This is a genomic window from Pseudomonas sp. TE36184 (assembly GCF_054060055.1).
In genome coordinates this window covers 6,465,949-6,486,640 of sequence record NZ_JBSSCU010000001.1, presented here as the reverse complement: position 1 = coordinate 6,486,640, position 20,692 = coordinate 6,465,949, and the positions used below count along the sequence as shown (strand labels likewise).

At 61.6% G+C, this 20,692-nt stretch carries 21 protein-coding genes and 2 pseudogenes; 1 reads left to right on the top strand and 22 read right to left on the bottom strand.

Annotated elements, in window-relative coordinates; translation table 11 throughout:
* Window positions 1-14: 14 nt before the first annotated feature.
* From motD to flhA, 11 genes and pseudogenes are all read right to left on the bottom strand, one after another.
* Window positions 15-902, bottom strand: coding sequence for a flagellar motor protein MotD (gene motD, locus ACVWZP_RS29500; protein ID WP_017849389.1), 888 nt, complete (start codon window positions 900-902; stop codon window positions 15-17).
* The gene (locus ACVWZP_RS29495; RefSeq protein WP_156179849.1) at window positions 899-1,039 is read right to left on the bottom strand and encodes a hypothetical protein; all 141 of its coding nucleotides are present in this window, start codon (window positions 1,037-1,039) and stop codon (window positions 899-901) included. The genes motD and ACVWZP_RS29495 overlap by 4 nt, the downstream gene beginning before the upstream one ends.
* Before the next feature lie 5 nt (window positions 1,040-1,044).
* A complete protein-coding gene (locus ACVWZP_RS29490) occupies window positions 1,045-1,785 on the bottom strand; it encodes a flagellar motor protein (protein ID WP_017849387.1) in 741 nt (246 codons plus the stop codon).
* On the bottom strand, window positions 1,785-2,909 hold the full coding sequence (locus tag ACVWZP_RS29485; RefSeq protein WP_288082202.1) for a protein-glutamate methylesterase/protein-glutamine glutaminase: 1,125 nt from the start codon (window positions 2,907-2,909) through the stop codon (window positions 1,785-1,787). The genes ACVWZP_RS29490 and ACVWZP_RS29485 overlap by 1 nt, the downstream gene beginning before the upstream one ends.
* A gap of 48 nt (window positions 2,910-2,957) precedes the next feature.
* Window positions 2,958-5,251: pseudogene (locus ACVWZP_RS29480) on the bottom strand (chemotaxis protein CheA).
* A gap of 11 nt (window positions 5,252-5,262) precedes the next feature.
* Window positions 5,263-6,051 (bottom strand): protein phosphatase CheZ, encoded by a 789-nt coding sequence (locus tag ACVWZP_RS29475; protein WP_017845401.1) that lies wholly within the window; start codon window positions 6,049-6,051, stop codon window positions 5,263-5,265.
* An 18-nt stretch (window positions 6,052-6,069) separates the two neighbouring features.
* Entirely contained in the window at window positions 6,070-6,444 is a 375-nt protein-coding gene (locus ACVWZP_RS29470) for a chemotaxis response regulator CheY (protein WP_003192908.1), read from the bottom strand.
* 168 nt (window positions 6,445-6,612) lie between these two features.
* Window positions 6,613-7,353, bottom strand: a complete 741-nt coding sequence (gene fliA / locus ACVWZP_RS29465; RefSeq protein ID WP_017845400.1) for an RNA polymerase sigma factor FliA — start codon at window positions 7,351-7,353, stop codon at window positions 6,613-6,615.
* On the bottom strand, window positions 7,350-8,183 hold the full coding sequence (fleN, locus tag ACVWZP_RS29460; RefSeq protein WP_003192912.1) for a flagellar synthesis regulator FleN: 834 nt from the start codon (window positions 8,181-8,183) through the stop codon (window positions 7,350-7,352). Before fleN ends, fliA begins: the two co-directional genes overlap by 4 nt.
* Before the next feature lie 105 nt (window positions 8,184-8,288).
* A complete protein-coding gene (gene flhF, locus ACVWZP_RS29455; protein ID WP_457370350.1) occupies window positions 8,289-9,614 on the bottom strand; it encodes a flagellar biosynthesis protein FlhF in 1,326 nt (441 codons plus the stop codon).
* 11 nt (window positions 9,615-9,625) lie between these two features.
* The gene (flhA, locus tag ACVWZP_RS29450; RefSeq protein WP_227778909.1) at window positions 9,626-11,740 is read right to left on the bottom strand and encodes a flagellar biosynthesis protein FlhA; all 2,115 of its coding nucleotides are present in this window, start codon (window positions 11,738-11,740) and stop codon (window positions 9,626-9,628) included.
* Between the two features lie 466 nt (window positions 11,741-12,206).
* Here flhA and ACVWZP_RS29445 point away from each other — a divergent pair.
* Window positions 12,207-12,488: pseudogene (locus tag ACVWZP_RS29445) on the top strand (DUF6124 family protein).
* Between the two features lie 109 nt (window positions 12,489-12,597).
* On the opposite strand, the gene cspE reads toward ACVWZP_RS29445, so the two are convergent.
* The 11 genes from cspE to ACVWZP_RS29390 form a co-directional block, all read right to left on the bottom strand.
* Window positions 12,598-12,801, bottom strand: a complete 204-nt coding sequence (cspE, locus tag ACVWZP_RS29440) for a transcription antiterminator/RNA stability regulator CspE (protein WP_017845394.1) — start codon at window positions 12,799-12,801, stop codon at window positions 12,598-12,600.
* 378 nt (window positions 12,802-13,179) lie between these two features.
* Window positions 13,180-14,316 carry a flagellar biosynthesis protein FlhB gene (gene flhB / locus ACVWZP_RS29435; protein ID WP_017845392.1) on the bottom strand — a complete coding sequence of 379 codons (1,137 nt, stop codon included), beginning with the start codon at window positions 14,314-14,316 and terminating at the stop codon, window positions 13,180-13,182.
* Between the two features lie 3 nt (window positions 14,317-14,319).
* Complete coding sequence (gene fliR, locus ACVWZP_RS29430; RefSeq protein ID WP_017845391.1) at window positions 14,320-15,105, bottom strand: flagellar biosynthetic protein FliR; 786 nt, start codon at window positions 15,103-15,105, stop codon at window positions 14,320-14,322.
* Window positions 15,106-15,109: 4 nt separating this feature from the next.
* Entirely contained in the window at window positions 15,110-15,379 is a 270-nt protein-coding gene (fliQ, locus tag ACVWZP_RS29425; RefSeq protein ID WP_003175300.1) for a flagellar biosynthesis protein FliQ, read from the bottom strand.
* A 4-nt stretch (window positions 15,380-15,383) separates the two neighbouring features.
* A complete protein-coding gene (gene fliP, locus ACVWZP_RS29420) occupies window positions 15,384-16,127 on the bottom strand; it encodes a flagellar type III secretion system pore protein FliP (RefSeq protein WP_046382522.1) in 744 nt (247 codons plus the stop codon).
* Window positions 16,127-16,570 carry a flagellar biosynthetic protein FliO gene (gene fliO / locus ACVWZP_RS29415; protein ID WP_026139822.1) on the bottom strand — a complete coding sequence of 148 codons (444 nt, stop codon included), beginning with the start codon at window positions 16,568-16,570 and terminating at the stop codon, window positions 16,127-16,129. The genes fliP and fliO overlap by 1 nt, the downstream gene beginning before the upstream one ends.
* 1 nt (window position 16,571) lies before the next feature.
* On the bottom strand, window positions 16,572-17,039 hold the full coding sequence (gene fliN / locus ACVWZP_RS29410) for a flagellar motor switch protein FliN (protein WP_017845388.1): 468 nt from the start codon (window positions 17,037-17,039) through the stop codon (window positions 16,572-16,574).
* Window positions 17,040-17,095: 56 nt separating this feature from the next.
* Entirely contained in the window at window positions 17,096-18,064 is a 969-nt protein-coding gene (gene fliM, locus ACVWZP_RS29405) for a flagellar motor switch protein FliM (RefSeq protein WP_017845387.1), read from the bottom strand.
* 9 nt (window positions 18,065-18,073) lie between these two features.
* Complete coding sequence (gene fliL / locus ACVWZP_RS29400; protein ID WP_017845386.1) at window positions 18,074-18,574, bottom strand: flagellar basal body-associated protein FliL; 501 nt, start codon at window positions 18,572-18,574, stop codon at window positions 18,074-18,076.
* A 290-nt stretch (window positions 18,575-18,864) separates the two neighbouring features.
* Entirely contained in the window at window positions 18,865-20,241 is a 1,377-nt protein-coding gene (locus ACVWZP_RS29395) for a flagellar hook-length control protein FliK (protein WP_457370349.1), read from the bottom strand.
* Between the two features lie 98 nt (window positions 20,242-20,339).
* A complete protein-coding gene (locus ACVWZP_RS29390; RefSeq protein WP_017845384.1) occupies window positions 20,340-20,684 on the bottom strand; it encodes an Hpt domain-containing protein in 345 nt (114 codons plus the stop codon).
* Window positions 20,685-20,692 lie beyond the last annotated feature (8 nt).

The following is a 20,692-nucleotide window of genomic DNA, read 5'->3' as shown; positions in this document are numbered from 1 at the left end:
AGACAGTGCATAGGTTATTGAGCCGGTGACGGAGAATTGACGGAGCTTTGCCGTACCGGCGGCTTTGCAAGGGCCGGTGCAGTTTGTGTGCCAGCCCGCTTCAATGCCGCGTCCGGGGTTGCATTTGCCGTGCCGGTGCCGGTCAGGCTGCGGCGCACATCCAGGTTGCGCGAGACCACCAGCACCACCCGGCGGTTGCGGGCGCGGCCTTCCGCCGTGGCGTTATTGGCCACCGGCTGGAACTCGCCGTAGCCGACCGACGCCAGGCGACCGGGGTTCACGCCCTGCATCGCGAGCATCCGCACGATGCTGGCCGCCCGGGCCGACGACAGCTCCCAGTTGGTCGGGTACTGCGCGGTACTGATGGGGATATTGTCGGTGAAGCCTTCCACGTGGATCGGGTTTTCAAACGGCTTGAGGATCGCCGCCACCTTGTCGATGATGGTGAACGCCTGGTCGCTGGGCATGGCATCGGCGCTGGCGAACAGCAGGCTCGAATTGAGCTCGATCTCCACCCACAACTCATTGCCGCGCACGGTCATCTGGTTGGAGCTGATCAAGTCGCCGAACGCGGCGCTGATATCGTCGGCGATGCTTTTCAGCGGGTCGCCGGTGCCGCCCATGCCGGCGGAGGTCTCATCGCTGTCGTTGACCAGCGGCTTGGCCGGGGTCACGGTCTTGGGCCGCTCTTCGCCGATCGGGATCGGCTTGAGCGAACGATCGGCGTCGTTGAACACGCCGATCAGCGCTTGGGAAATGACTTTGTACTTGCCTTCGTTGATCGACGAGATGGAATACATCACCACGAAAAACGCGAACAGCAAGGTGATGAAGTCCGCGTAGGACACCAGCCAGCGTTCATGGTTGACGTGTTCTTCAGGCTCGCGACGGCGACGGCTCACAGACGATTACCTCCGCAAAACGAATCACCTGCAGGAGCGAGCTTGCTCGCGAAAAATCCGAGAGCAACGCGTTCGTCCAAAATGCCCGCGTCATCGTTGACGATTTTCGCGAGCAAGCTCGCTCCTACACGTTTCATGTACATCAATCCATGAAGCCCTGGAGCTTCAATTCGATGGAGCGCGGGTTCTCGCCCTCGGCAATCGACAGGATGCCTTCGAGCAACATTTCACGGTAACGCGACTGGCGCAGGGCAATCGACTTGAGCTTGCTGGCCACCGGCAACAGCACCAGGTTGGCACTCGCCACACCGTAGATGGTGGCGACAAACGCCACGGCAATGCCGCTGCCCAGTTGCGACGGATCGGCGAGGTTGCCCATCACGTGGATCAGGCCCATCACCGCACCGATGATGCCGATGGTCGGCGCGTAGCCGCCCATGCTTTCAAAGACTTTGGCGGCGTTGATATCGCGGCTTTCCTGGGTGTAGAAATCCACTTCCAGGATGCTGCGAATCGCCTCCGGCTCGGCGCCGTCCACCAGCAATTGCAGGCCTTTGCGCGCGTAGCTGTCGGGCTCGGCATCGGCCACGCCTTCCAGGCCCAGCAGGCCTTCCTTGCGTGCGGTGAGGCTCCAGTTGACCACGCGGTCGATGCCGCCGGCCAGGTCGACGCGCGGCGGGAAAATAATCCAGATCAGGATCTGCATGGCACGCTTGAACGAACTCAAGGGCGACTGCAGCAATGCCGCGCCGACGGTGCCACCGATCACGATCAGCGCCGCCGGGCCGTTGGCCAGGGCGCCGAGGTGCCCGCCTTCGAGGTAGTTGCCGCCGATGATCGCGACAAACGCCATGGTGATACCGATCAGACTCAGTACATCCATCAGAGGCAGGCCTCCACCAAATGCCTGCCGATATCGTCCAGGCTGTAGATCGCGTCGGCCAGCTCAGCCTTGACGATGGCCATCGGCATGCCATAAATCACGCAACTGGCTTCGTCCTGGGCCCAGATCGCACTGCCGCCCTGCTTGAGCAGGCGCGCGCCTTCGCGACCGTCGGCGCCCATGCCGGTGAGCACCACCGCCAGAACTTTGTCGCCGTAGGACTTGGCTGCCGAACCGAAGGTGATATCCACGCAGGGTTTGTAGTTGAGGCGCTCATCGCCCGGCAGGATTTTGATCGCGCCACGGCCATCGACCATCATCTGCTTGCCCCCAGGCGCCAGCAGCGCCAGGCCAGGACGCAGGATGTCGCCATCCTCGGCTTCCTTGACGCTGATGCGGCACAGCTTGTCCAGGCGCTCGGCGAAGGCCTTGGTGAACGCGGCGGGCATGTGCTGGATCAGCACGATCGGCGCCGGGAAGTTGGCCGGCAGTTGGGTCAAGACCCGTTGCAGGGCAACCGGGCCGCCGGTCGAAGTACCAATGGCAACCAGCTTGTAGGCCTTGCGTTTCGGCGCCGGCGAATGGGCGTTTGGCGCAGGTGCCCGCACGGGTGCCGCGGCAGGCCGGGCAACCGCTGCCGGCGCCGGGCGACCGAACGCCGTGCTGGTGGGTGCCGCCGGAGCCGCGACCGGCGCAGGCGCCGGGGCGCTGAACAGGCTGCGACGGTTGCTGCGCGAAATGCTGTGGACCTTCTCGCACAGCATCTGCTTGACCTTCTCGGGGTTGCGCGAGATGTCTTCGAAATTCTTCGGCAGGAAGTCCACCGCACCGGCGTCCAGCGCATCCAGGGTGACCCGGGCGCCTTCGTGGGTCAGCGAGGAGAACATCAATACCGGGGTCGGACAGCGCTGCATGATGTGTCGGACTGCGGTGATGCCATCCATCATCGGCATCTCGTAGTCCATGGTGATCACGTCCGGCTTCAACGCAATGGCTTGATCAATCGCCTCTTTACCGTTGGTGGCCGTGCCGACCACCTGGATCGTTGGATCGGCGGAAAGAATTTCCGAGACGCGGCGGCGGAAGAAACCCGAATCGTCCACCACCAGGACCTTGACTACCATAAACACTCCGTTAGGCGGGGCAGGCAATACCGCCCTGCCCCACCAGAATCAAATACGCCGTGCGGCGTAACGCTTGAGCATGCTCGGAACATCGAGAATCAACGCGATACGACCGTCACCGGTGATGGTCGCACCCGACATGCCCGGGGTTCCCTGCAGCATTTTGCCCAAAGGCTTGATGACCACTTCTTCCTGGCCGACCAGTTGATCGACGACAAAGCCGATGCGCTGGGTGCCCACGGAGAGAATCACCACATGGCCTTCGCGCTGCTCTTCATGGGCGGCCGAGGCGACCAGCCAGCGCTTGAGGTAGAAGACAGTGGCAACGCTTTGTCGCGCACGATCACCACTTCCTGGCCGTCCACCACGTTGGTGCGCGACAGGTCGAGGTGGAAGATCTCGTTGACGTTGACCAGCGGGAAAGCGAAGGCCTGGTTGCCCAGCATCACCATCAGGGTCGGCATGATCGCCAGGGTCAACGGCACCTTGATGACGATCTTCGAGCCCAGGCCCTTGGTCGAGTAGATATTGATCGAACCGTTGAGCTGGCTGATCTTGGTTTTCACCACGTCCATGCCCACGCCACGGCCCGACACGTCGGAAATCTCGGTCTTGGTCGAGAAGCCCGGCGCGAAAATCAGGTTGTAGCACTCGGTATCGGTCAAGCGGTCGGCGGCATCCTTGTCCATCACGCCACGCTTGACGGCGATACCGCGCAGGATCGCCGGGTCCATGCCTTTGCCGTCATCGGTGATCGACAGCAGGATATGGTCGCCCTCTTGTTCCGCCGCCAGAATCACCTTGCCGTTACGGGACTTGCCCGCGGCTTCGCGTTCTTCCGGGGTTTCCACGCCGTGGTCGACGGCGTTGCGCACCAAGTGGACCAGCGGGTCGGCCAGGGCCTCGACAAGGTTTTTGTCGAGGTCGGTTTCTTCACCCACCAGTTCCAGGTTGATTTCTTTCTTGAGCTGGCGAGCCAGGTCACGAACCAGGCGCGGGAAGCGACCGAAGACTTTCTTGATCGGCTGCATCCGCGTCTTCATCACCGCGGTCTGCAGGTCGGCAGTGACCACGTCGAGGTTCGACACGGCCTTCTGCATGGCTTCGTCGCCACTGTTCAGGCCCAGGCGCACCAGGCGGTTACGCACCAGCACCAGTTCGCCGACCATGTTCATGATGTCGTCCAGGCGCGCGGTATCCACACGCACCGTGGTTTCGGCTTCGCTGGCAGGCTTGTCGGCCGCGGCGGCGGCCGGGGCACGCGCGGCAGCGGCAGGAGCGGCGGCAGCCGGGGCACGCGCGGCAGCGGCAGGAGCGGCGGCAGCCGGGGCCGGGGCCGGCTTGGCGGCAGCAGGGGCCGCGGCTTTGGCCGGTGCCGGTTTGGCCGCCACCGGGGCTGCCGTCGCCGCAGCGCCAGCGGCCACTTCAGCGAACTTGCCCTTGCCGTGCAATTCGTCGAGCAGGGCTTCGAATTCGTGATCGGAAATCAGCCCGTCGCCGGCAGGTGCGGCAGCGGCAGCAGCCGGTGCGGCAGCCGTTGCGGCGACTTCCGGCAAGGCATCGGCAGCAAAGGAGCCCTTGCCATGCAACTGGTCGAGCAACGCTTCGAATTCGTCGTCGGTAATGTCGGTGCCGGCGGCGGCGGCGGCTGCCGGAACTTGCGAGGCACTCGCAGGTGCTTGCGCCTCAGCCGCAGGTGCAACGGCGTCGGCAGCGAACTGGCCCTTGCCGTGCAACTGATCGAGCAGGGATTCGAATTCTGCGTCGGTAATGTCTTCGCCGGTCGGCGCGGCGGGCGCGGCCACTGCAGCGACCGCTTGCGGCGCTTCGGCTTCGGCCTTGACCGCATTGAGGGAGTCGAGCAGTTGCTCGAACTCGCTGTCGGTGACATCCGCTTCGGCTTCGACGACAGGCTCCGGAGCCGCTTCCACCACCGGCGCGGCCGCGGTGTCGGCAGGCTCCGCCAGACGCGCCAGGGCGGCCAGCAGTTCCGGGGTGGCTGCGGTGATCGGGGCACGTTCGCGAACTTCGCTGAACATGCCGTTGACCGCATCCAGCGCTTCGAGAATCACGTCCATCAGCTCCGAATCAACGTGACGCTCACCCTTGCGCAGGATGTCGAACACGTTCTCGGCGATGTGGCAGCACTCCACCAGCTCATGGAGCTGGAGGAAGCCGGCGCCCCCTTTTACAGTGTGAAAACCGCGAAAAATTGCATTGAGCAGGTTCGCATCATCCGGTCGGCTTTCCAGCTCGACCAGTTGTTCGGACAGTTGCTCTAAAATTTCGCCGGCCTCTACAAGGAAATCCTGAAGGATTTCTTCATCGGCGCCGAAGCTCATGGGTGTGCTCCTTAGAAGCCTAAACTGGATAACAGGTCATCTACGTCATCCTGACCTGACATAACGTCTTCACGTTTATCGGCATGAATCTGCGGACCTTCACCCTTGGCGAGATGTTTTTGTGGATCTTTTTCCGAGAGGATCGCTTCGCGGTCATGTTCGATGCCGGCGAAACGATCAACTTGGCCTGCCATAAGCACCAATTTGAGCAAGTTGCTTTCCACTTCGGTGACCAATTGGGTCACGCGCTTGATCACCTGACCGGTGAGGTCCTGGTAATCCTGGGCGAGCAGAATGTCATTGAGGTTGCTGGACACCGTGTGGTTGTCCTGTTCGCTGCGCGACAGGAAACCCTCGACCCGACGGGCCAACTCACGAAACTCCTCAGCCCCCACTTCCCGACGCATGAAGCGGCCCCAGTCAACGCTGAGGGCCTGGGCTTCGTTGGCCATGCCGTTGACCAGGGGCGTGGCGTTTTCCACCAGGTCCATGGTGCGGTTGGCCGCCGCTTCAGTCAGCCTGACCACATAGGACAGGCGCTCAGTGGCATCGGTGATTTGCGAAATTTCTTCAGCCTGGGGCATGTGCGGGTCAATCTGAAAATTGACGATCGCACTGTGCAGCTCGCGCGTGAGCTTGCCCACTTCCTGATACAGGCCGCGGTCACGGGTCTGGTTAAGCTCATGGATTAACTGCACCGCGTCGCCGAACTGGCCTTTTTCAAGGCTCTCGACCAGTTGGTGAGCATGCTTTTTCAGGGTCGACTCAAAGTCCCCCTGTGACGTTTCTTTATGCTCCATAGCTCCCCCGCGATGGCATTAGCCGTGGATGCGTTCGAAGATTTTTTCGATCTTCTCTTTCAAGGCCAATGCAGTGAATGGCTTGACCACGTAGCCGTTGACCCCGGCCTGGGCGGCTTCGATGATCTGCTCACGCTTGGCTTCGGCGGTCACCATCAACACGGGAAGGCTGCGCAGTTTTTCATCGGCGCGCACATGGCGCAGCAAGTCGATACCGGTCATGCCGGGCATGTTCCAGTCGGTTACCAGAAAGTCGATGCTCCCGCTGTTGAGGATCGGAATCGCCGTAAGGCCGTCATCCGCCTCGACCGTGTTGGTGAACCCCAGGTCACGCAACAGGTTTTTTATGATCCGCCGCATCGTTGAGAAGTCATCAACGATGAGGATTTTCATGTTCTTGTCCAATTCGACCTCCAAGCAGTCTTAAAACGCGTCCAGCACCTGGACGCGCCATTTCAATCAACAGGCGTTACACAAAAAGGACTGCCCAGGGCACCACGAAACTCACCCGCGAAAACCAAGGGCCTCGCGGTAGTGTCTGCAGTGTCCCCACACTGCCTGTCAGCGCGCGCGCCACTCTCCCAGGCGTCCCCGCAAGCGGGCTGCGCACTGGCTGTGCAGCTGGCTGACACGCGATTCGCTGACCCCCAGGACCTCACCGATTTCCTTGAGGTTCAGCTCTTCGTCGTAGTACAGCGCCAACACCAGTCGCTCACGCTCCGGCAGATTGGCAATCGCGTCCGCCAGCGCCCCCTGAAAGCGTTCATCTTCCAGGTCGCGCGACGGTTCGAGATGAGCACTCGCGCCGTCCTCGTGCAGCCCTTCGTGTTCGCCGTCCTGCAACAGGTCGTCGAAACTGAACAGGCGGCTGCCCAAGGTATCGTTCAAAATCCCGTAATAATCGTCGAGACTCAATTGGAGTTCGGCCGCAACTTCGTGATCTTTAGCGTCGCGACCGGTTTTTGCTTCAATTGCACGAATTGCGTCACTGACCATGCGCGTATTGCGGTGTACCGAACGCGGCGCCCAATCCCCTTTACGCACTTCATCGAGCATCGCACCACGGATACGGATACCCGCATACGTCTCGAAACTCGCACCCTTGCTCGCGTCGTATTTGGTCGATACTTCGAGCAGGCCGATCATGCCGGCCTGGATCAAGTCTTCGACCTGGACACTGGCGGGCAGGCGTGCCAGCAAGTGATAGGCAATGCGCTTGACCAGCGGCGCATAGCGCTCGATCAATTCGCCCTGGCGGTCACGTGCCGAATTTTTGTAAAGGTTATAGCCGCTGGCTGTCATAGCACCGGTCCTGCGCTCGTCTGATGCACCAATCGCTCGACGAAAAACTCCAGATGCCCCCGAGGGTTGGCGGGCAACGGCCAGGTATCGACCTTCTGAGCAATAGCCTTGAACGCCAACGCGCATTTCGAACGAGGGAACGCTTCGTAGACCGCACGCTGCTTTTGCACGGCCTTGCGTACACACTCGTCATAGGGAACTGCGCCGACGTATTGTAAGGCGACATCGAGAAAGCGATCAGTGACCTTGGTCAACTTGGCGAACAGGTTGCGTCCTTCCTGCGGGCTCTGGGCCATGTTGGCCAGCACGCGGAAGCGGTTCATGCCGTAGTCGCGGTTGAGCAGTTTGATCAGGGCGTAGGCGTCGGTGATCGAGGTGGGTTCATCGCAGACCACCAGCAGGACTTCTTGCGCGGCGCGCACGAAGCTGACCACGGACTCGCCAATCCCGGCGGCGGTGTCGATCACCAGCACGTCGAGGTTGTCGCCGATATCGCTGAACGCCTGGATCAGGCCGGCATGCTGCGCAGGGCTCAAGTGGACCATGCTCTGGGTGCCCGAGGCGGCCGGCACGATGCGGATGCCTCCAGGGCCCTGCAGCAGCACATCGCGCAGCTCGCAGCGACCCTCGATCACATCGGCGAGGGTGTGTTTGGGCGTGAGCCCCAGCAAAACGTCAACGTTCGCCAACCCAAGGTCAGCATCCAGCAGCATGACACGACGGCCAAGCTCTGCCAGGGCCAGGGACAAATTCACTGACACGTTAGTTTTCCCGACGCCACCTTTGCCGCCGGTCACCGCGATCACCTGTACGGGATGCATGCTGCCCATTTTAATTCTTTACCTTGTCTTGCTTAGACGCAGGCTACATGGCTTGGCCGCGTGAATCGCTTGCAGACCATCGATGTAGATACATTTCATGGTGTTCATGCTGCCTCAACCCACCCGCTTTGCCGGGTTGTGGTAAAGGTCAGCGAACATATCGGCCATCGCTTCCTCGCTAGGCTCTTCTTGCATTTGCACGCTGACGGCACGGCTGACCAACTGATGACGGCGCGGCAGATGCAAATCATCCGGAATCCGCGGCCCGTCGGTCAGGTAGGCGACCGGAAGTTCATGACTGATAGCCAGGCTCAGCACCTCGCCCAGGCTCGCGGTTTCGTCGAGCTTGGTGAGGATGCATCCGGCCAGGCCGCAGCGCTTGTAGCTATGGTACGCAGCGGTAAGAACTTGTTTTTGGCTGGTGGTTGCAAGCACCAGGTAATTTTTTGCCTTGATGCCACGCCCGGCCAGGCTCTCCAGCTGCATGCGCAACGCCGGATCGCTGGCTTGCAGGCCGGCGGTATCGATCAGCACCACACGTTTGCGCAGCAACGGATCGAGGGCGTTGGCCAGGGACTGGCCCGGGTCGACGTGGGTCACCGACACATTGAGGATGCGGCCCAGGGTCTTGAGTTGCTCCTGGGCACCGATGCGGTAGCTGTCCATGCTTACCAGCGCGATGTTCTGAGCGCCGTACTTGAGCACGTAGCGCGCCGCCAGCTTGGCCAGCGTGGTGGTCTTGCCCATGCCGGCAGGGCCGACCATGGCGATCACGCCGCCCTCTTCCAGGGGTTCGAGTTCCGGGGTGACGATCATCCGCGCCAGGTGGGCCAGCAACATGCGCCAGGCCTGGCGAGGTTCTTCGATTTCGCTGGTCAGCGCCAGCAGGTCGCGGGACAACGGGCCGGACAGGCCGATGCGTTGCAGGCGACGCCACAGGTTGGCCTGTTGCGGCTTGCTGCCTTGCAGTTGGGTCCAGGCCAGCGAACCGAGCTGCACTTCCAGCAGCTCGCGCAGGCCGTTGAGCTCAAAGCGCATCGAGTCGAACACACGCTGGTCGACTGCGGCGGCCGGGGCAGGCGCGGCAGGCGCGGCAGGACGCGGCGGTTCGATGAACGTCGGCTCGACCAGCGGCTCGGCGGCGGTCAGCGGCAGGCCGGCGAACAACTGGCGATTGGTGGTCGCATCGCTGTCACCGCGCATGCTCAGTTCGGCCTGGGCCGAGACAATGCGCGAGGCCGTCTTGCGCAGCTCGTCTTCAAGCTCCATGTTCGGGACACGCGGGGCCAGCGCCGAAGGGGTGTAATCCAGGGCAGCCGTCAGCTCGACACCGCCGGCAATACGACGGTTACCGATAATCGCAGCGTCGGCGCCCAGCTCGTCACGTACCAGTTTCATGGCCTGACGCATATCGGCGGCGAAAAAACGCTTTACTTGCATAACCCACTACCTCAGCCGTTGGGCCCTACTGTCGCGACGATAGTCACTTGCTTGTTGTCAGGGATTTCCTGATAAGCCAAAACGTGCAAATTCGGCACTGCCAGGCGTCCAAACCGCGACAACATCGCTCGGACCGGGCCTGCCACCAGCAGAATCACCGGTTGGCCCTGCATTTCCTGACGCTGCGCTGCTTCGATCAACGAACGCTGCAGTTTTTCAGCCATGCTTGGCTCCAGCAGAACGCCCTCTTCCTGGCCCTGTCCTGCCTTCTGAATACTATTGAGCAATATTTGTTCCAACCTTGGCTCCAAGGTGATCACAGGCAGCTCAGACTCAATCCCTACAATGCTTTGTACGATAGCGCGGGATAATCCAACGCGCACGGCGGCCACCAACGCGGCAGTATCTTGACTCTTGGCGGCATTGTTGGCGATGGCCTCGGCGATGCTGCGAATGTCGCGCACCGGCACCTGTTCGGCCAGCAGCGCCTGCAGCACCTTGAGCAATTGCGACAGCGACAGCACGCCCGGCACCAGCTCTTCGGCGAGCTTGGGCGAGGCTTTGGCCAGCAAACCCATTAGTTGCTGGACTTCTTCGTGGCCGATCAGCTCGTGGGAGTGCTTGTACAGAATCTGGTTGAGGTGCGTGGCGACCACGGTGCTGGCGTCCACCACGGTGTAGCCGAGGGACTGCGCCTGACTGCGCTGGCTGACTTCGATCCAGACCGCCTCCAGACCAAAAGCCGGATCTTTGGCGGTTATACCGTTCAACGTGCCGAACACCTGGCCCGGGTTGATCGCCAGCTCGCGGTCGGGGTAGATCTCCGCTTCGGCGAGGATCACGCCCATCAGGGTCAGGCGGTAGGCGCTGGGGGCCAGGTCGAGGTTGTCGCGGATATGCACAGTGGGCATCAGGAAGCCCAGGTCCTGGGACAGCTTCTTGCGCACGCCCTTGATCCGCGCGAGCAATTGGCCGCCCTGGTTGCGGTCGACCAACGGGATCAGGCGGTAGCCGACTTCCAGGCCGATCATGTCGATCGGGGTCACGTCGTCCCAGCCCAACTCCTTGGTTTCCTGGGCGCGGGCCGGCGACGGCAGCAGTTCCTGCTGGCGCGCGATTTCTTGCTGGGCCTTCACCTTGACCAAGTTCTGCTTTTTCCAGAACAGGTAGGCGCCACCGGCGGCCATCGCCGCCATGCTCAAGAACGAGACGTGGGGCATGCCGGGCACAATGCCCATGATCGCCATGATGCCCGCCGCCACGGCCAGCGCCTTGGGCGAGGCGAACATCTGCCGGCTGATCTGCTTGCCCATGTCTTCGGAGCCCGACGCACGGGTCACCATGATCGCCGCAGCTGTGGATAACAACAGTGATGGCAATTGCGCCACTAAACCGTCACCGATGGTCAGCAGGGCGTAGACCTTGCCCGCATCGCCGAAGGTCATGCCGTGCTGGAAGATCCCGACCGCCATGCCGCCGATCAGGTTGATGAACAGAATCAACAGGCCGGCGATGGCGTCACCGCGCACGAATTTGCTGGCACCGTCCATGGAACCGTAGAACTCGGCCTCCTGGGCCACTTCCAGGCGGCGCGATTTGGCCTGGTTCTGGTCGATCAGGCCGGCGTTGAGGTCGGCGTCGATGGCCATCTGTTTGCCTGGCATGGCGTCGAGGGTAAAGCGCGCGCTCACCTCGGAAATCCGCCCGGCGCCCTTGGTCACCACCACGAAGTTGATGATCATCAGGATCGCGAACACCACGATACCGACCACGTAGTTACCGCCGATCACCACCTCGCCGAAGGCCTGGATCACCTTACCGGCGGCGGCATGCCCGTCCTGGCCGTGGAGCATGACCACGCGGGTCGACGCCACGTTCAACGCCAGCCGCAACAGCGTGGCGATCAGCAGAATGGTGGGAAACACCGCGAAATCCAGCGGCCGCAACGCGTAGACGCAGACCAGCAGGACCACGACGGACAAGGCAATGTTGAAGGTGAAGAACACGTCGAGCAGGAACGGCGGCATCGGCAACATCATCATTGCCAGCATCACCAGCAACAACAACGGCACACCCAGATTGCCCCGCGAGAGGTCAGTCAGGGTGCTGCGGGCCGTGCTGAGCATTTGAGAGCGATCTACCACCGGTACTCCTCGCATCCTTGAAGCAAACTTTTGACGCCGAGAGGCGTCCTGGAGGCGGTATTGCAAGAAGCCTTCCAACTTTTGTTCTCCGAGTTGGATCAGTGGCTAGGGAGCAAGCGCCCTCGCCACAAGTGTTCGCCTGCAGAGGTTGCGAAACTTCCGACAAGTGTTTGAGGTTGCCCCTAGGAAACTCGCTCTCTAGTCTCCGTACTTCGCTGCACACGCAGCGGTCGGGCGTCGCGGCCCATGTAAATTCAGGCGCAAAGTGCCATTGTCCGCTTTCAGTTGACGTTTTTTTATCGTCTACTGTGCGGCGCTACGGTGGCTGTGCGCGGGATACCTTCGGGTATGCCGGTTTCCTGATTCCGGTCCGCGAACCTGCGTACAGCTGCCACCCCATCGCATCGCGGCGATCAGTGGCAGCTCCACTTAAATCAGGAGCGTCACAATGGTTAAACCAACCCCAAATCCCCCGCGCGGCACCAATACCCCACCCACCGTGCTGTTCACCCTCATCGACGGCATCAGCACCGAAGACCTGCTGGTCAACCTCACCGAAACCCTGGCTTGCGCACACGCCCTGACCTGCGACTTCGCCCCTGATCTGGAAGGATCACGGTGAGAAGGGGCGCTGGGAATTGCGCAATTGGTTGAGGTAGCGCGGTTATTGGCTGAGCGAGTACTGGATGACATCGAGCCATCAGCCGAGACAGAACTGGGTAAACCCTAGACAAGCGTCCAACCCAGTGATCGTTCCCGCCGATGGGAACGATCAACTTTTGCTTCAAGGGGACAGAGCGCTAATGGGCGCGGCGAAGGGATGCTATCAGTGGCGATCTTTATACAGGACGCACATTCTCGGCCTGCGGGCCTTTTTGGCCCTGCGTCACGTCGTATTCCACTTTTTGATTTTCTTCCAAACTTTTGAAACCGGTGCCGGTGATTGCTGAATAGTGGACAAACACGTCCGTGCTGCCGTCGTCGGGAGAAATAAAACCAAACCCCTTCTCCGCGTTAAACCATTTCACAGTACCCGTTGCCATGGCCGTTCTCCGTACACTTCAATTAAGAACTTACACAGGTGTCGTCAGATCAGTTGAATGTCGCATGCATAGATGCCCGCCGGTCGATGGATCATCCAAAACTGCACTTTCTGCCCCTCCGAAAGCAGGCATCCATCCGAACTGCACAGATCTACCAACACATCGTCTCCCCCACTATCCAACGCAATCGAACCCAATCCGGTCTGCTGGTCATAAGACTTAACCCGGCCTGTGAATAGCTGCATCGCCCCACTCCCGGGATTTTACTTCGCAGTACCTGAGGCAATAGAACCGCGAGAAGGCGAAAGTGACGACTGTCAAAGTTGACAGGTCAGGAAGGTTTACGACGAATGGCACGGTGCCAATTTGAACAGTTGGTCAGGAATCGCGCCGCAAATCCGGCGGAATCGGCAGGTCCTTGAGCGGATCGGGGCGCTTGCCTTTGCCCGCACGGTACTGGCGGATCTGGTAGACGTAGGCCAATACCTGGGCCACGGCCAGGTACAGCCCGGCGGGGATTTCCTGGTCGAGGTCGGTGGAGTAGAAGATCGACCGCGCCAGTTCCGGCGACTCCAGCAACAGGATGTCGTTGGCCACGGCGATTTCGCGGATTTTCAGCGCCGTGAAGTCGCTGCCCTTGGCCAGCAGCATCGGCGCGCCGCCCTTCTCCGGGTCGTACTTGAGAGCCACGGCGTAGTGGGTCGGGTTGGTGATCACCACGTCGGCGTCGGGCACCGAAGCCATCATCTTGCGCTGGGACATTTCGCGCTGCAGTTGGCGAATGCGCTGCTTGACCTCGGGGCGACCCTCCTGGTCCTTGTGTTCGTCGCGCACTTCCTGCTTGGTCATCAGCAGTTTCTTGTGGCTTTCCCACAGCTGGATCGGCGCATCCACGGCGGCGATCAGGATCAGCCCGGCGGCCATCCACAACGCACTCCAGCCCACCACTTGCACGCTGTGGATGATCGCCGACTCCAGCGGCTCATGGGCGATGCGCAGCAGGTCATCGATGTCGGAGGACAATACCACCAACGCCACGAACAGAATCAGGATGAACTTGGCCAGGGCCTTGAGCAGTTCCACCAACGCCTTGGTGGAAAACATGCGCTTGAGCCCCGCCGCCGGGTTCATGCGGCTGAATTTTGGCGCCATGCTGCTCGCGGCGAACAGCCAGCCGCCAAGGGCGACGGGGCCGATCAGCGCGGCCAGGAGCAAGGTGATCAAAATCGGCTGCACCGCCAGGATCGCGATTTTCCCCGAATGCAGCAGGTACTGCCCCATGGCGCCGGGGCTGAGCAGCACTTCACGGGGCAGGCTGAAGTTGAGTTTCATCAACTCCATCAGGTCGAGCGCCAGGCCGCCGCCGTAGATCAGCAAGGCGCCGGCACCGGCCATCATCGTCGCAACGGTGTTGAGCTCTTTGGAGCGGGCAATCTCGCCCTTTTCCCGGGAGTCCTTTTTTCGTTTCTCCGTGGGGTCTTCTGTTTTGTCCTGACCACTCTCGCTCTCGGCCATGGCTCAGCGCGCCCGTGCCAGATCACGTAAGAACTGCAAGGCGTCGCTCGCCAGCGGTTGATACTGATTGAGAATGTCGGCCATGCCGACCCAGAAAATCCCCATGCCCAACACCAGGGTCAACGGGAAACCGATAGAGAAGATATTCAGCTGCGGCGCCGCGCGGGTCATCACCCCAAACGCGATGTTGACCACCAGCAGCGCAGTGATCGCCGGCAGCACCAGCAACAGCGAAGCGCCCAACACCCAACTGAGGCGCCCCACCAGTTCCCAGAAGTGATTGACCACCAACCCCGAGCCGACCGGCAAGGTGGTGAAACTTTCGGTCAGCACCTCGAACACCACCAGGTGGCCGTTCATGGCCAGGAACATCAAGGTCACCAGCATGGTCAGGAACTGCCCGATCACCGCCGCCGACACGCCGTTGGTGGGGTCGACCATCGACGCAAAACCCATACCCATCTGGATCGAGATGATTTGCCCGGCGATCACGAATGCCTGGAAGAACAGTTGCAGAGAGAAACCCAGCAGGGAGCCGATCAGGATCTGCTCGGCAATCAGCATCAGCGCACTGAGGTCCAGCGCATTGACCGCAGGCATCGGCGGCAAGCCCGGCACCAGCACCACGGTGATCGCCACCGCGAAGTACAGGCGGATGCGCCGTGGTACCAGGGTGGTGCCGAACACCGGCATGCTCATCAGCACCGCCGTGACCCGGAACAGCGGCAAGATAAACGACGCGACCCAGGTGCTGATCTGGGTGTCGGTCAACGCCAGCAGCGATTGCATGCGGTCAGCCGATCAACTGCGGAATACTGCCGTACAACTGCAGGATATATTCCATGAAGGTTTGCACCAGCCACGGGCCGGCGACAATCAACGTGACCAGCATCACCAGCAGGCGCGGCAGGAAGCTCAGGGTTTGTTCGTTGATCTGGGTCGCGGCCTGGAACATCGCCACCAACAGGCCAACCAACAGGCTCGGCACCACCAGCACGGCAACCATCATCGTGGTCAGCCACAACGCTTCACGGAACAGGTCGACGGCAACTTCTGGGGTCATAGCCCTACACTCCGCCGAAACTGCTGGCCAACGTGCCGATGATCAGTGCCCAGCCGTCCACCAGCACAAACAGCATGATTTTGAACGGCAACGAGATGATCAGCGGCGACAGCATCATCATCCCCATGGCCATCAGCACGCTCGCCACCACCAGGTCGATGATCAGGAACGGGATAAAGATCATGAAACCGATCTGGAACGCCGTCTTCAGTTCCGAGGTGACGAACGCCGGCACCAGGATCGTCAGCGGCGCCTGGTCCGGCGTGGCGATGTCGGTGCGCTTGGACAGGCGCATGAACAGCTCAAGGTCGCTGGAGCGGGTCTGCGACAGCATGAAGTCTTTGATCGGGCCTTGGGCCTTGTCGATGGCGTCTTGCGCCGTGAGCTTTTCCGCGAGGTAAGGCTGCAGGGCTTGCTGGTTCACCTTGTCGAAGACCGGCGCCATGATGAACATCGTCAAGAACAGCGCCATGCCGGTGAGGATCTGGTTCGATGGCGTCTGTTGCAGGCCCAGGGCCTGACGCAGGATCGAGAACACGATAATGATGCGCGTGAAGCTGGTCATCAGCATGACAAACGCCGGGATAAAACTCAGCGCCGTCATGATCAGCAGGATCTGCAGGCTGACCGAATACTCCTGGGCCCCGGCCGCGTTGGTGCCAAGCGTAATCGCCGGGATCGACAACGGGTCGGCGGCGAACGCCAATGGCGCGGCCAGCCACAGCATGAGCGTCAATAAAACGCGCATTACTTCTTATCCTTCTGATCCTTGCCCAGCAACTCCATCAGGCGTTGGGCGAATTCTGGCGTGGCGGCTTGGGTCGGGGCGACGTTGACCGGGGTCTTGAGCACATGCAGCGGGGTGATGCGGCCGGGGGTGAGGCCCAGCAGGATCTGTTCCTCGCCCACCTGCACCAGCACCAGCCGGTCACGCGGGCCGAGGGCGCGCGAGCCGATCATCTCGATGACCTGGGCGTTGCCCGGGCCAATATTCTGCACCCGACGCATCAGCCAGGCCAGCACGAAAATCAGCCCGACCACCAGCAGCAGGCCCAGTACCAGTTGGGTCAACTGACCGCCGATACCGCTGCTCACCACCGGTGCCGCCGCCGCGGCCGCCTGCGCGACCGGCTCGGCCGCGAGGGCGCTCAATGGCAGCGCCAGCAACAGTCCCGCCATCGAATACTTCATGTCAGCGCAGCTTCTTGATGCGTTCGCTCGGGCTGATCACGTCGGTCAGGCGAATGCCGAACTTTTCGTTGACCACCACCACTTCGCCATGGGCGATCAGCGTGCCGTTGACCAGCACGTCCAGCGGCTCGCCGGCCAGGCGGTCAAGCTCGATCACCGAGCCCTGATTGAGCTGCAGCAGGTTGCGGATGTTGATGTCGGTGCTGCCGACTTCCATGGAGATCGACACCGGGATGTCGAGAATCACGTCCAGGTTCGGGCCGTCGAGGCTCACCGGGTCGTTGTTCTTCGGCACGCTGCCGAATTCTTCCATGGGCAGGCGGTTACTGGCCGGTGCAGTAGAGGCATCGGCCGCCAACAGCGCGTCGATATCGTCCTGGCCGACATCGCCGGTTTCTTCCAGGGCCGCAGCCCACTCGTCGGCCAGGGCCTGGTCTTCGGCGGAAGTGTTTTCGTGTTCGGTAGCCATTACATGTCCTCGGCGGAGCAAACATTCATAAATAGGGGTGCATCAATACGGGTGACTCAACGCCGGTTGATCGGCTCCACCACTTGCAGCGCCAGGTTGCCCTTGTGGGAACCGAGCTTGACCTTGAACGACGGCACGCCGTTGGCGCGCATGATCAGTTCTTCCGGCAACTCGACGGGAATCACGTCGCCCGGTTGCATGTGCAAGATATCCCGCAGGCGCAACTGACGACGCGCCACGGTGGCGCTCAGCGGCACGTCGACGTCCAGCAGGTCTTCGCGCAGGGCCTTGACCCAGCGTTCATCCTGATCGTCGAGGTCGGACTGGAAGCCGGCATCGAGCATTTCGCGCACCGGCTCGATCATCGAGTACGGCATGGTCACGTGCAGGTCACCGCCACCGCCATCGAGTTCGATGTGGAACGTCGACACCACAATCGCTTCGCTGGGGCCGACGATGTTGGCCATGGCCGGGTTCACTTCCGAGTTGATGTACTCGAAGTTGACTTCCATGATCGCCTGCCAGGCTTCCTTCAAGTCGATGAAAGCCTGCTCCAGCACCATCCGCACCACCCGCAGTTCCGTGGGGGTGAATTCCCGGCCTTCGATCTTGGCGTGACGGCCGTCGCCGCCGAAGAAGTTGTCCACCAGCTTGAACACCAGTTTGGCGTCGAGGATGAACAACGCCGTGCCGCGCAATGGCTTGATCTTGACCAGGTTGAGGCTGGTAGGCACGTACAGCGAGTGTACGTATTCACCGAACTTCATCACCTGCACGCCGCCCACCGCCACGTCCGCCGAGCGGCGCAGCATGTTGAACATGCTGATGCGGGTGTAACGGGCGAAACGCTCGTTGATCATTTCCAGGGTCGGCATGCGTCCACGGACGATGCGATCCTGGCTGGTCAGGTCATAACTTTTGACGCTGCCGGGTTCGGCAGCCGTTTCGGTCTGTACCAGACCATCGTCCACGCCATGCAGCAGCGCATCGATTTCATCCTGGGACAGCAGGTCTTGCACGGCCATGTGGTGATCCTACTGCAATACGAAATTAGTGAAGAGCGCCTGCTCGACCACCACTTTGCCGAGCTCTTTCTGGGCCACTTCCTGCACGCTGGCAGTGACCTTCTGGCGCAGCATTTCCTGGCCCACCGGGGTGGCCAGGTTGTCGAAGCTTTGCGCGGAAAACAACATCACCAGGTTGTTGCGGATCACCGGCATATGCACCTTGAGCGCATCAAGGTCTGCCTGGTTGCGCGCCAGCAAGGTGATGCTCACCTGCAGGTAGCGTTGACGACCGTTCTGGTTGAAGTTGGCGACAAAGGCCGGAAGCATCGGTTCGAAGATTGCCGGTTGCTTGACGTTGCTGGCAGTTTCGGCGGCGGGCGCCGGTTTGCTCGCACTGCTGTGCATGATGTACCAAGTGCCGCCCACAGAGGCGCCGATGGCCAGGACCAGGGCCAGGACAATCAACAGGATAAGCTTGAGCTTACCCTTGCCTGCAGGTGCTTTTGCTGCGTCGTCGCTCTTCGCCATGCCAATAATCCGTCACTATTCGGGGATTCATAGATCTACGGAAAGGCAAGAGCAAGTGTTATGCCAGAGTTGTCAGGCAGAGCAGGACAGCGGCCACTCCACAGATCCATTGTGGGAGGGGGCTTGCCCCCGATAGCGGAGTTCCAGTCGACCGATCCGTTGACGGGCACACCGCCATCGGGGGCAAGCCCCCTCCCACCTTTGGATTGCGATCGACTCAGGCCAGGCTTAATGGTCGTGATCATCAGGGGCAAGCCCCCTCCCACACTCAGGCCGGTGTTGGCCCTGAATCAGGCGTAGTAGTCGACGGCGCTGGAGCCGATCACGGTGGACGTCACCGGCGCGACGGCCGCTGCCACTTCGGCGTGATCGGCAACGTCGCCGCTGTCACCCCGACCGCCACGGCCACTGACACCGTTCGCCTGGTTCTGTTGCTGTTGGCCCTGACCCTGGCCCTGCCAGCCGCGGGATTGGTCGGACACGTTGACGTCGACCTGCCCCATGCCCTGCTGGGCGAACATCTCGCGCAACCGGCCGGACTGGCTTTCCAGCGCGTCACGCACCACGGCGTGACCGCTCATGAACGTGACCTGGGCCTGCTGGTCCGCTGTCATGTTGACCTTGATATCCAGGCGCCCGAGTTCGGCCGGTTGCAGCTGGATCTCCGCCGACTTGAGGTTGGCGCTGGACAGGTACATCACGCGGTTGACGATTTCCTCGGTCCAGCCGCTCTGGTGCATGGCCAGCGGTGCGTTGGTCACCGGCGGCAACGCGTTGGCGGTTTTCGGCGTGGCGGCCTGGGTCAGCGCGGCCAGGCGGTTGGCGAAGTCATCGACACGGGTGTCGCTGCTGGCACCCTTCAAATCCTTGAGGCCTTCTTCGATCAACCCGCCAAAGGCTTTGTCGCCGCCCTGGTCGGTGCTGTCCTTGCTGGCTTGCTGATCCACCATGTTAGCCAGGCCCGTGGCGAAGTTCTGCGCGACAGTCGGCTGGTCCTGGGACGTCGGCGCGGCTTTCTGCGGCGTCTGGCTGCTGGCCGACACATGGCCGCCCTGCTCCATCGCCAGGCGTACCGCCGGCAGGGCGTCCAGAGGGTCTGCCGCGGGATCGAAGGCTGGCTTGGCCGCATCGGTCACTGCCGGCGGTGTCGTGACCAGCGGCTGGGCCTTGTCATCCTTGGCGGCGGCCGGGGCTGGCGTTTCCACCGGCACCGGCACAGCAACTGGCGTGACCGTGACAATCAACGCGGGGTCAACCACCGGCGCAACCGTCGGGTCTGCCGCAGGCTGCTGCGCCAGGGCCGGGTCGGCGGGCGGGGTTTGATCACTGCTGGCGCTGTCGGCCGGCTTGGCCGGCGGGTCGGCAGGCAAGGGTTTGCCGCTATCGGCAACCGCTGGCGTACCGGCGGCAGGTTTATCGTTGTTCGCGACAGGCTTATCGTTGCCGGCAACCGGTTTGGCACTCGCGTCGGCCGGCTTGTCGCGCGTGGGTTTGGCCGAGTTGTCGTCGGCCTTGGCCGAGGGCTTCGAACCTTGGCTGGCGAACACCTGAGCAAAGCCAGGGCCCTTATCCCGTGGCTCCGCAGCCGCCGCCGGTGGATTGGCGGCAGGCGCTTGAGGCTTGGCCGCGGAGGCAGCCTGAAGGAGCGAATTAGGGGCGACTGGCATAGGTAAGGTCTCCACTGCATGGGGATCGGGGATGCAGTATCAGGAGATAGAGCAAGAGTCGGGCCAGCTCCTATCGAAAAGCCGTCCCGCGCCTGAAATTAAAGCTGAAAGCGCTGGCGCTCCGACTCATACAGCGGCTTGACCAGCGCAAACTCATGATCGATCTGATCGACCAAGGCCCCCAGGTCCGCCGCCGCCTCGACGGACTCAACCTCCAGGCGCTGGCACAAGTGCGCCAACCGCACCGCCCCGAGGTTGCCACTGCTGCCCTTGAAACTATGGGCGATAAGCGCCAATGCCTTGGCATCGTCGCGCGCCTTGCGCAGCGCTTCGACGCGCTTTTGCGAATCATCAAGAAAGGTATCGAGCAACTTGGGGTACTCGCCTTCCATGACTTCCTGCAAACCCGATAACACGTCCGGGTCCAGATGAACCTCAACCACTTGTTCGC

Excerpts from the sequence above, each read along its gene's own strand:
- ACVWZP_RS29495 (WP_156179849.1), bottom strand. The coding sequence starts at position 1,039 with ATGAAACGTGTAGGAGCGAGCTTGCTCGCGAAAATCGTCAACGATGAC.
- ACVWZP_RS29490 (WP_017849387.1), bottom strand. The coding sequence starts at position 1,785 with ATGGATGTACTGAGTCTGATCGGTATCACCATGGCGTTTGTCGCGATC.
- ACVWZP_RS29485 (WP_288082202.1), bottom strand. The coding sequence starts at position 2,909 with ATGGTAGTCAAGGTCCTGGTGGTGGACGATTCGGGTTTCTTCCGCCGC.
- ACVWZP_RS29475 (WP_017845401.1), bottom strand. The coding sequence starts at position 6,051 with ATGGAGCATAAAGAAACGTCACAGGGGGACTTTGAGTCGACCCTGAAA.
- ACVWZP_RS29470 (WP_003192908.1), bottom strand. The coding sequence starts at position 6,444 with ATGAAAATCCTCATCGTTGATGACTTCTCAACGATGCGGCGGATCATA.
- fliA (WP_017845400.1), bottom strand. The coding sequence starts at position 7,353 with ATGACAGCCAGCGGCTATAACCTTTACAAAAATTCGGCACGTGACCGC.
- fleN (WP_003192912.1), bottom strand. The coding sequence starts at position 8,183 with ATGGGCAGCATGCATCCCGTACAGGTGATCGCGGTGACCGGCGGCAAA.
- flhF (WP_457370350.1), bottom strand. The coding sequence starts at position 9,614 with ATGCAAGTAAAGCGTTTTTTCGCCGCCGATATGCGTCAGGCCATGAAA.
- flhA (WP_227778909.1), bottom strand. The coding sequence starts at position 11,740 with ATGCTCAGCACGGCCCGCAGCACCCTGACTGACCTCTCGCGGGGCAAT.
- cspE (WP_017845394.1), bottom strand. The coding sequence starts at position 12,801 with ATGGCAACGGGTACTGTGAAATGGTTTAACGCGGAGAAGGGGTTTGGT.
- flhB (WP_017845392.1), bottom strand. The coding sequence starts at position 14,316 with ATGGCCGAGAGCGAGAGTGGTCAGGACAAAACAGAAGACCCCACGGAG.
- fliR (WP_017845391.1), bottom strand. The coding sequence starts at position 15,105 with ATGCAATCGCTGCTGGCGTTGACCGACACCCAGATCAGCACCTGGGTC.
- fliQ (WP_003175300.1), bottom strand. The coding sequence starts at position 15,379 with ATGACCCCAGAAGTTGCCGTCGACCTGTTCCGTGAAGCGTTGTGGCTG.
- fliP (WP_046382522.1), bottom strand. The coding sequence starts at position 16,127 with ATGCGCGTTTTATTGACGCTCATGCTGTGGCTGGCCGCGCCATTGGCG.
- fliO (WP_026139822.1), bottom strand. The coding sequence starts at position 16,570 with ATGAAGTATTCGATGGCGGGACTGTTGCTGGCGCTGCCATTGAGCGCC.
- fliN (WP_017845388.1), bottom strand. The coding sequence starts at position 17,039 with ATGGCTACCGAACACGAAAACACTTCCGCCGAAGACCAGGCCCTGGCC.
- fliM (WP_017845387.1), bottom strand. The coding sequence starts at position 18,064 with ATGGCCGTGCAAGACCTGCTGTCCCAGGATGAAATCGATGCGCTGCTG.
- fliL (WP_017845386.1), bottom strand. The coding sequence starts at position 18,574 with ATGGCGAAGAGCGACGACGCAGCAAAAGCACCTGCAGGCAAGGGTAAG.
- ACVWZP_RS29395 (WP_457370349.1), bottom strand. The coding sequence starts at position 20,241 with ATGCCAGTCGCCCCTAATTCGCTCCTTCAGGCTGCCTCCGCGGCCAAG.